The organism is Veillonella sp., assembly GCF_019414865.1.
Lineage (GTDB): Bacteria > Bacillota > Negativicutes > Veillonellales > Veillonellaceae > Veillonella.
In genome coordinates, this window is record NZ_DXLG01000049.1 from 1300 (window position 1) to 11145 (window position 9846).

A 9846-nucleotide genomic window follows, 5' to 3' on the forward strand; every position below is an offset into this window, starting at 1 on the left:
TCTCTCTATAAATACAGTAGAAATCTAGTGAATTTCCGATTTCTACTGCATTATTTTAATGTCATATTTTATAAAAATATAAAAAATGTTAAAAGATTATAGATTTTTTTCGAATAGGACTATAAAAATTAGATGAAGTATTATATAATATTATCTACAGTATGTATTACAGTAGAACAAGTTTGTTGTTAATGTACAGAAATATCACAGTATTATATAAGTAAGTATTAATGAAAAGGGAGATTCTAAGACGTTGAAAAAAGTATTAACCTTAACATTAGCCGTGGCCATCGTCGCCGGTGGCTATATGTCTGAGGCTAATGGGGCGGGAGAACAGCCTTCTAAGCAGGCACCGTCTATATCTGAGATAAATATATATACGCCTAAAGAACTCAATGCACGTCAAAAAGACTTAGTTGATATCGGTCGCTATACAGCGTCCGGTGATCAAGGTGCGTTGAAAAGTGCAATCGCTTCTGCTATTGAGCGAGGTACGTTGACACCGCAAGAGGTGAGTATTGCCATTCGTCAACTTTACTCTGCTGCTGGTTTGAAGCAAATGAATGCAGCTTTAGCTACATTCGATCAATTGCGTGAAGAGCGCCCTGAGTTTGGTGCTGATTACGAAAAAATGGTTCCTAAGCAAACAGGACTTAGTGCTTTATTGGGGAATGGCACTAATGGGGCTGCTTTAACAAAGCAGAAGCCTGAGGACGCTAAGGAAGGGGTTCAATATAATACGTTCCGTATGAAGAAGCCGAAACCACAAAATCGCAATCGTTCTCGCCTAGGTAAATTAGACCGTGAATTGGTCGCTGCCGCAGCTTTAGGTACACGCGTAGGTAAAAATAATCTATTCGCTGCATCTGAAAAGAGTTTATCTGAGCTTGGCCTCAGCAAATATCAAATTGAAAATCTTGAAACTTTGATTTTCTAATACCATCTAGACCTACTTCTTCGGAGGTAGGTCTTTTTATGTTCTAAATCATATGTAGAAAAGGGAAATATAATTGACGTTTAACGCCCCCTTTTCTATAATTAATAAGATAGGTATATGACCTGTAATAATAGATATAATTAATAATTAATATAGATGTAAGGAGAAAGTATGCGCCTTCGTAGAAAACCGTGGATTGATGAAGCTATCCACGAATATGACTCTCATATTATTTTATCTGGTCAAGAGCAGTATAAGGGTAAATGGCGTGAGTTATTTGTACATCCTGAACGACCATTATATATGGAGCTTGGTACAGGTAAGGGACGCTTTATTGCGGGCATGTCCGAAGCGTATCCAGATGCTAACTTCGTAGGATTTGAAGTGCAAATTGGGGTAATCTATTACGCAGCACAAAAAATCTTTGAAGCAGAACGAGATAATGCTAAGGTATCTCTTTTTGATATCGCTGGTATTGAAGAGATTGTTGCGCCAGGTGAAGTAGATCGCTTCTATATCAACTTCTGTGATCCATGGCCTAAGGCAAAGCATGCTAAGCGTCGCCTCACATATCATACATTCCTCGATCGTTATGCTCGTCTTTTAAAAGACGGTGGTGAGGTTCACTTTAAAACTGATAATGAAGGTTTATTTATGTTCTCTCTTGAAGAATTCAAAGAATGCGGATGGGAACTTAAAAATGTAACCTATGATTTACATAGTACAGACCTTCCAAATGTAAAAACTGAGTATGAAGAAAAGTTTAGTGCTAAAGGGCAACCTATTTTCCGCTTAGAAGCAATTAAGCCGAAAGTACAAAAGGAGGCTTAACATGGAAACACCGAATAAGGGGGATAGTCGGTGGGGCTCACTCTTTAAAAATGATTTACAAGGTATGCTCTTACCTATAGTACTCATCACGATTATAGGTAGTGTGAATATCTTCAGTGCCACCTATATTAGCTCTATTTACGAAAATACAGGGCTTTTAGGGTATTTTTCAAAGCATATAGGTTTCCTATTTCTTTCAATGGCAATAGGTGTTATTCTATATCGGTATGATTATAGACAACTACAAAAGCCACATATGTTGCAACGCATAATGATTGCAACCCTAATAGGCATGGTGTTAGTTCTTGTGGCGGGCTCTGTCATTAATGGTGCGCGTCGGTGGATTGTTATCGGTCCCGTATCGATACAGCCGTCGGAATTTGCCAAATTAGCTGCCATAATATGGACATCCGCTAAATTGAGTACCATGAGAAAATGGGGAAAATCAAGATATAATAATCCACTCACAAACTTACAAGGTTATGTGAGTGAGCGCGTAGGTTATATGTTGCCAATGTTAGTTTGGCCTATAATCTTTGCAGTGTTAACGATCTTGCAACCAGATATGGGGACAACTGTGCTAATCTTTGGGTTCTCCTTCATATTAATTTATTTAGCAGGTTTTGATGGTCGATTCTTTGGTGGTGCTTTTGCTGTAGCTGGTGTGATAGGCTTTATTGCAGCTCGTATGTCACCGTATCGTTGGGAACGGATTCAGTCTTGGTTCGACCCTTGGCCTCATGCTCAAGATATGGGCTATCAAACGGTGCAAGGCCTTTTGGCCGTAGGTTCTGGCGGTATTCTTGGAGAAGGCTTTATGCAAGGTACATCTAAGTACTTTTACTTGCCAGAAGCACACACAGACTTTGCATTCGCCGTGTGGGCTCAAGAAATGGGCTTTATCGGAGCTGTCTTTGTAGTTCTTTTGGTGGCAGCCTTTACATTCTTTGGATTCCGCATTGCTAATCGATCTCGCGATGAATTTGGCAAATGGTTAGCGATGGGGATAACCTTGCTCATCAGTGGACAAGCATTATTTAACATTGCCATGGTTTGTGGCATTATGCCTGTAACAGGTGTACCTTTGCCATTTATTAGTTATGGTGGTTCCTCACTGTTGATGAACTTTATGGCTATAGGCTTGTTAGCTAGCGTTGGTCGTCGCAATGTAGAAGGTGTAAAACAAGTTGGTACTGCTGAGGCTTTGCCATCTTTACGTGAGGAAACGCAAAGCCGATTCAAACCGGCTGCTCCGAGGAGTCCTCAAAAAACGGAAATGCCTGGTCCATTCAGACCGAGAGAGACTAAAAAGCCTACTCGTAGACGACCTAGGTCTGAACGTTGATATTTAACTTATGTAGTATAAGGTGAATATATTTAGTGTGGATTTATATAGCATCTCTTAAGATGTGCTGTATAAATGCAACGTACTTGTATTGTGTGTGAGGAGAAAAAATGAAGGATTATATTGATATCCAAGAACGCCCGTCCTGGGGTCGAATGTTGCCACTTAGTTTTCAACATTTATTTGCTATGTTTGGTTCAACTGTATTGGTACCATATTTGTTAAAAGTAGATCCGGCAACAGCTTTATTCATGAATGGTATCGGTACATTACTGTATTTGTTTGTTTGTAAAGGTAAAATCCCTGCATACCTCGGTTCTAGCTTTGCTTTCATTGCTCCTGTAGCAGGCGTATTATCTGCAGGTCTTGGTTATGAGGCTGCAAAGGGGGCCTTCGTTGTATTTGGTCTATCCTTTGTGATTTTATCTATTCTCGTTCGTTATATTGGTACTCGTTGGATTGATAAGTTATTCCCTCCAGCAGCGATGGGAGCTATCGTAGCTATTATCGGTTTGGAATTAGCGCCAGTAGCAATGAGTATGTCTGGCCTTATTGGCAATCAAGATTTAGGCATGAGCCACAGCCAAGCTATTTTTATCTCTATGTTTTCCTTAGTTGTTACCTTGCTTGGTACTGTTGTGTTCCGTGGCTTCTTAGCTGTAATCCCTGTTTTGATTGGCGTTGTTTCCGGCTATATCTTGTCTGCCTTCATGGGAGTTGTTGATTTCTCTGCTGTAGAGGCTGCTCCTTGGTTCTCTTTACCACAGTTCTATGGCATGCCTGTATTTGATATCAATGCCATTATTATGATTATGCCAGCACTCTTTGTAGTATTTGCTGAGCACGTAGGTCACTTAGTTGTAACGAGCAACATTGTATCAAAAGACTTGATGAAAGAACCAGGTCTACAACGTTCCTTGCTAGGTGATGGCCTTGCGAACATCCTTTCTGGTTTCTTTGGTGCCACACCAAATACGACATACGGTGAAAATATCGGTGTCCTCGCTATTACTCGTTGCTTTAGCGTATGGGTAATTGGTGGTGCTGCAGTTCTTGCGATGATTATCTCCTTTGTAGGTAAAGTAGCAGCTCTTATTCATGCTATTCCAGTTCCAGTTATGGGTGGTGTATCCATTCTCTTATTCGGTATCATTGCAGCATCAGGTTTGCGCATGCTTGTAGAACGCAAGGTAGATTATACAAACCCTGTTAACATGATCTTAACATCTGTTATCCTCGTTGTAGGTCTTAGCGGTGCAGAACTTGCTGTAGGTCCTGTTGTATTGAAAGGCATGGGGCTTGCTACTGTAGTAGGCATGGCAATGAGTATTATCTTATTGATCCTTCAAAAAACAGGCGTTGGTAATGACCAATTGAAAAAAACAGAAGTATAATTTAATTCAAGTCTATTAATGAAATAGTATCTTAAGATGATAACTTCTAATAGAGGACAACTTCTAATAGAGGATAACTACAACATTAAAACTTTGAACTAATATACTTTATAAACAACGACTACTGAATCAGGTGTAATCTGTGAAAGTAGTCGTTTTCATTTTTCTTTATAATTTATTCTTTATATTGTATAATGAATATATAAGTTGCATAAAATTAATTATAGAGAGGAGGGCCTATGGAGTTTTTAATTTGGATGGCTATAGGGATTGCCCTGATGGCGGTAGAACTCGTTGTTCCAGGCGGTATTTTGGGACTCATTGGTTATTGTGTTTTCCTATGGGGTGTTTTCGAAGCGCTTGGAGAAGGTACTATGGCGCTATATGCTGTACTAGGATTAACAGCCTTGTTAATTGTCCTTATCATCATGTTCTTTAATCACTTTGAAAAGACTTGGATAGGCAAATTGTTTACCTTAGGGCAACGATCTACGACAAAAGCTGGCTATGTATCTAATGATGTATTAGATGACTTAGTTGGTAAAGAAGGCGTAGCTCATACTACACTGCGCCCTGCAGGTATCGCAAAAATTGATGGTAATTTGGTGGATGTTGTGACCGAAGGGGACTTCATCGATGCCGGTTCACCTATTGTGGTGCTTCGTGTTGTAGGCGGCCGCAATATTGTTAGAAAGCGCGATTAAGCTTTCACCACATCGTCGTATATAATGGAGGTTATTATGGATGTAGGTATTTTAGTTTTGATTCCCATTCTACTGATTGGGATTATGGTGTTCTTGTATGTTGTGCCATTAGGCCTTTGGGTATCTGCTCTTGCAGCGGGCGTTAATGTTGGTATCTTTACACTCGTAGGTATGCGCTTGCGTCGTGTAAATCCATCCCAAATCGTAATGCCTTTGATTAAAGCTAATAAAGCAGGTCTTGATGTTAATGTAAATCAGCTTGAAGCGCATTACCTTGCAGGTGGTGACGTTGACCGCGTTGTAGATGCTTTAATCGCCGCTGAACGCGCATCTATTCCTTTGACATTTGAACGTTCCGCAGCTATCGACCTTGCAGGTCGCGATGTATTGGAAGCGGTACAAATGTCCGTTAATCCTAAAGTGATTGAAACACCAATTATCTCTGCAGTAGCGAAAAACGGTATCGAACTCAAGGTTCGTGCTCGTGTAACTGTACGTGCTAATATTGACCGCCTCGTTGGTGGTGCTGGTGAAGCGACTATTATCGCCCGTGTTGGTGAAGGTATTGTAACAACTGTAGGTTCCTCTGAAGAGCACACAGATGTACTAGAAAATCCAGATCACATCTCTCGTACTGTATTGGGTAAAGGTCTTGATGCGGGTACTGCATTCGAAATCTTATCCATTGATATTGCTGACGTAGACGTAGGACGTAACATCGGTGCTCAATTGCAAACAGATCAAGCGGAAGCGGACAAGAAAATTGCTCAAGCTCGTGCAGAAGAACGCCGTGCAATGGCTGTTGCTACAGAACAAGAAATGCGTGCGAAAACACAAGACATGCAAGCTAAGGTTGTGGAAGCACAAGCTGAAGTTCCTAAAGCATTGGCAGAAGCTTTCAGAAACGGTAATCTTGGCGTTATGGATTACTACAATATGAACAATATTATTGCAGACACTAAAATGCGTGAAAACTTAGCAGATAGTGAATAGGAGTAGCTATGGACTCTATTTTGTCTTCCGTGCTATCCATCTTTTCGCATAATCCTATTATTGTTTTAGGTATCATCGCGTACATTGCTTTTTCTATTATAAAAAGCAAGAATACTGAAGAGTCTGATGACTATGATAACTATGAAAGTTCGAGTTCTGGCCAGACTTGGGAGGATATGGAGCGTGAATATGGTATCTCCATAGAGAAAAAGCCTGTAGAACCTTCACCTGAGGATTTGTTGTATGATGATGATTTTTATCGTGAAATCTTCAAAAATAGACCGATTGAAAATCAGCATCCTGAGGCCCCTTTACGAAAAAAGGGTGGAAGACTGTTTCAATATGATGATACGGAGACATCTGATAAACATGTTGAAGTGGATCCAAGTAATGATAAAACTCAAACAGTTTTAGCTTCCGAGGATCATTACGATGAAGCGTCTACAACGCAACAAGGTACTCATGGTTCATCCAAGAAAACCTCAATTAAATCAACTAGCTTTAGTACTAATACAACTCGTTCGGCTCGAGAGTCTGTTACAGGTCCTTCTTTAAATGAGCGTTTAGCTGAGTTTAAACGAGATAAAGCATCTAAAGAGGGTCGTGTTCTTCTTGAGAATGTAAGTGTCACAACTGTCCCAGCTGTAACTTCAACACGTAAACGAAAAGCTAATCATGCCTTAAAAGAGGGAATGAAGTGGTCTATTATTTTAGGAAAGCCCAAAGCTCTAGAGCGGAGATATCGCTAATTAGAATGCTAACAATAAGCTCTACTAGAAGGTTGTTAGGCCATAGAATATGAATGGTTTATGCTCAGATATTGTGATAGTAACTAGAATTACACCTATCGTATGTGGTGCATATAATTACATATGAAAAGAGGTTCCTATTGGTCACCTATGTGACTATTAGGAACCTTTTTTGTATTGTTTTTTCTTGATGGAGCTTTCACAATAATAGAGAAGGGAGTTCGTCTATAAGGAAAGGTGATATTATGTATCGTAATGTGCGCGTTATACCTAGACAGCTATTGGAACAACTATATGTAGAGAAACAGTGGAGTGTTAGAGAGGTAGCAGAGTATTTTCAGTGTAGTGTAGACACTATTATGCGACGCATGAAGCAGTATGACATTGAGAGAAGACCTTTGAAAAAGGATATCAATATGGTTCATGTACAAGCTCTATACGAAACTGGTAAGTGGTCTCTACACTCGTTAGCAAAGCGTTATGATGTGTCTATAACGACAATGGCAAGCCGTATGAAGGAATATGGACTGGCTTGCCAGCGATCCACGAAGAATGTATCTATCGATCCAGTACGTATTTGTAGAGCTTATAAAAGTGGAAATACTTCGGATTCTATTGCTCGCATGTACGGCATATCGCAATGGAAAGTACATCATGTGTTGAGGCATATGGGAATGTGTACAACACCGAAGGTACAAAATCATCGAAAGGTAGAGGAGATGGCTTACTTATATATTCATCATCATATGAGTACCGATGACATAGGTTTAGCCTATGGTATACGAGGATCTACGGTGGCTATTTATCTACGGGAACAAGGCATAGAAATTCGTACCAATACTTTACAGTTAGATGAAAATAACATAAAAAACCTACGAGCAAAAGGGTATGGTGTTGCTAAAATAGCGCAGATAATGGGATGCTCTGCTTCTGCGGTGAGAAAGCGACTAGCTATGAAAAAATATATCTCTCCTTGATGTAGTGTAGTAGATACTATATACTTAAATTTATACAATGATGGGAGGAATATTATGTTCGAAATTATCTCTGCTTTAATACCGTTTTTCTTACTTGGCATAGTTGCCGCTGGTTTATCCCGTGTATCTGGGGTGGCCTTGTCAATGATTATAGTACCAACTCTATTGATTTGGGGTGCTAATGCCATTGATGTCATTGCTTTCATGTTACTCTTTGTAGTGTATAACAACTTTACAATGGAGACACAAGACGTTCGTTTAGATTATAAAGATCTTGTATTATTCCCTAAATGGCGCTTGTGCATTCCCTTTATTTTGACTATTATTACAGCCTACTTTGCACCGGCTGCGGGCATTGCAGTCTTTATGGCTTGCTTTGTATTAGAACTATTGGCTACCGTGTATAAACGGATTCCTGAAAATAAACGTCCTCGTTTACATCGCGTTATCGTTACATCAGTTTTAAGTGCTGTTGTAACGGCTGTAGGTGCTTATGCAGGTCCAAAAATTCCTAGCGAATACTACTTCATCTGTGCTGGTTTAGCAATCTTAGTTATTACAGGCTTTGCATGGTATGTAGGGAACCATCGAGATGCTTTTAGAGGTGCGTGGGAAACAATTTGGGCTGACTTTAATCTATTCTTGGGTATGTTTGGTGTAGAAGCATCTTATTATCCAGCAGCGCTAACTCGTTCTATTCCAAATCCAATGGATCGTATGCTACCAATGATTACTGTAGTAGGTGGTTATGCAGGTCTCATGGTGGTGTTTGGGTTGTATAATATTTTCTCCATACCATCCTTGATTACTGCTATTGGTGCGGCTATCGGTATTCGTCTATTTGGTTTGTACGAGTTTCCACGACACGGCAGCTTCTCCTACTTGGCTATTGGCTTTGCTGTAGCTGCTGTTGTGTGCTTATACCTCGTATCTCCAACACCAGTAGGTTTTGATTATATCAATACATTGGTATCTCAACCTATCGTTCAATAATGGTTGATCTTATAATCGTTGCTATATCTTTTTGTTAATATTGCTAATGTCTTACATAGTAGCTAATTGAATTTGAATATGTGACATAGTTCATATATTGTGTTGAAAGTTGAGTCCATACTAGATTGTGAAAGGAGTTGATGCTCTGTGGCAGAAACAATTGAAACGAGACCATTTCCGCCATTCTTACCAAAGAATACGACGGTCATGATGATGGGAACATTCCCACCAACTTCCGAAAAGCGTTCTATGGAATTTCATTATCCTAACTTTCAAAATGATATGTGGCGCGTGTATGGCTTAGTATTCTTTGACGATAAGGAACACTTTAGAAAAGGTGAGGAAAAAGCCTTTGATGCGGATAAGATTAAAGCGTTCTTATCTGAAGCGGGGATTGCTTCTTGTCCTACTGTTTTGAAAGCTATACGCGAAAAGGGCAATGCATCGGATGCATTTCTTAAGGTCGTTGAACCTGTACCGCTTGCAGAGGTATTGGACCGAATTCCACACTGTAAACATATTGGTACCACAGGTGGTAAGGCCACAGAAATTTTGTTAAGCCTTTTGCCAGAAAAGGTTAAACTACCTAAAACAGGGGAGACAATTCCCTTTGTGTTTAACGGTCGTGAACTGACGTTAACACGATTGCCATCTACATCTCGTGCATATCCATTAAGCCTTGCCAAAAAGGCTGAAGCCTATAAAAATTTCTTTAAGGCTTGTGGATTACAAACGAAATAATCTTGATAAGTAAACTAATTTAATATGTATAAATAACACCTTTGTTGTTATATTGTATTTTTAATGATGCCATATAAACAGTCAAAGGTGTTTTTGTTATCAAAAATTAATGTGAATTAGAAAAATGGATATAACTATATTATGATTGGCTATGTATATATTGTTATAAATAAAATTAATGA

10 protein-coding genes are annotated in these 9846 nt (G+C 39.4%); all 10 read left to right on the top strand.

Annotated features, from left to right (window positions below; translation table 11 throughout):
- Positions 1–253: 253 nt before the first annotated feature.
- Positions 254–937 carry a carboxymuconolactone decarboxylase family protein gene (locus QZ334_RS04555; RefSeq protein ID WP_024065972.1) on the top strand — a complete coding sequence of 228 codons (684 nt, stop codon included), beginning with the start codon at positions 254–256 and terminating at the stop codon, positions 935–937.
- A gap of 171 nt (positions 938–1108) precedes the next feature.
- Positions 1109–1768: a tRNA (guanosine(46)-N7)-methyltransferase TrmB gene (gene trmB, locus QZ334_RS04560; RefSeq protein WP_024065973.1), complete on the top strand. Its 660-nt coding sequence runs from the start codon at positions 1109–1111 to the stop codon at positions 1766–1768.
- A gap of 1 nt (position 1769) precedes the next feature.
- A complete protein-coding gene (locus QZ334_RS04565) occupies positions 1770–3113 on the top strand; it encodes an FtsW/RodA/SpoVE family cell cycle protein (RefSeq protein ID WP_295232309.1) in 1344 nt (447 codons plus the stop codon).
- 110 nt (positions 3114–3223) lie between these two features.
- Positions 3224–4507 (top strand): uracil permease, encoded by a 1284-nt coding sequence (uraA, locus tag QZ334_RS04570; RefSeq protein ID WP_060923823.1) that lies wholly within the window; start codon positions 3224–3226, stop codon positions 4505–4507.
- A 239-nt stretch (positions 4508–4746) separates the two neighbouring features.
- Positions 4747–5211 (top strand): NfeD family protein, encoded by a 465-nt coding sequence (locus QZ334_RS04575; RefSeq protein ID WP_178884467.1) that lies wholly within the window; start codon positions 4747–4749, stop codon positions 5209–5211.
- A 36-nt stretch (positions 5212–5247) separates the two neighbouring features.
- A complete protein-coding gene (floA, locus tag QZ334_RS04580; RefSeq protein WP_129823811.1) occupies positions 5248–6204 on the top strand; it encodes a flotillin-like protein FloA in 957 nt (318 codons plus the stop codon).
- A gap of 8 nt (positions 6205–6212) precedes the next feature.
- Positions 6213–6953 carry a hypothetical protein gene (locus tag QZ334_RS04585; RefSeq protein WP_024065501.1) on the top strand — a complete coding sequence of 247 codons (741 nt, stop codon included), beginning with the start codon at positions 6213–6215 and terminating at the stop codon, positions 6951–6953.
- 245 nt (positions 6954–7198) lie between these two features.
- Positions 7199–7930 carry a sortase gene (locus tag QZ334_RS04590; RefSeq protein ID WP_129823809.1) on the top strand — a complete coding sequence of 244 codons (732 nt, stop codon included), beginning with the start codon at positions 7199–7201 and terminating at the stop codon, positions 7928–7930.
- Between the two features lie 54 nt (positions 7931–7984).
- Positions 7985–8923, top strand: coding sequence for a hypothetical protein (locus QZ334_RS04595; RefSeq protein ID WP_060923819.1), 939 nt, complete (start codon positions 7985–7987; stop codon positions 8921–8923).
- Between the two features lie 147 nt (positions 8924–9070).
- Positions 9071–9664 (top strand): Mug protein, encoded by a 594-nt coding sequence (locus tag QZ334_RS04600; RefSeq protein WP_024065713.1) that lies wholly within the window; start codon positions 9071–9073, stop codon positions 9662–9664.
- Positions 9665–9846: the final 182 nt, after the last annotated feature.

Excerpts from the sequence above, each read along its gene's own strand:
- trmB (WP_024065973.1), top strand. The coding sequence starts at position 1,109 with ATGCGCCTTCGTAGAAAACCGTGGATTGATGAAGCTATCCACGAATAT.
- QZ334_RS04565 (WP_295232309.1), top strand. The coding sequence starts at position 1,770 with ATGGAAACACCGAATAAGGGGGATAGTCGGTGGGGCTCACTCTTTAAA.
- uraA (WP_060923823.1), top strand. The coding sequence starts at position 3,224 with ATGAAGGATTATATTGATATCCAAGAACGCCCGTCCTGGGGTCGAATG.
- QZ334_RS04575 (WP_178884467.1), top strand. The coding sequence starts at position 4,747 with ATGGAGTTTTTAATTTGGATGGCTATAGGGATTGCCCTGATGGCGGTA.
- floA (WP_129823811.1), top strand. The coding sequence starts at position 5,248 with ATGGATGTAGGTATTTTAGTTTTGATTCCCATTCTACTGATTGGGATT.
- QZ334_RS04585 (WP_024065501.1), top strand. The coding sequence starts at position 6,213 with ATGGACTCTATTTTGTCTTCCGTGCTATCCATCTTTTCGCATAATCCT.
- QZ334_RS04590 (WP_129823809.1), top strand. The coding sequence starts at position 7,199 with ATGTATCGTAATGTGCGCGTTATACCTAGACAGCTATTGGAACAACTA.
- QZ334_RS04595 (WP_060923819.1), top strand. The coding sequence starts at position 7,985 with ATGTTCGAAATTATCTCTGCTTTAATACCGTTTTTCTTACTTGGCATA.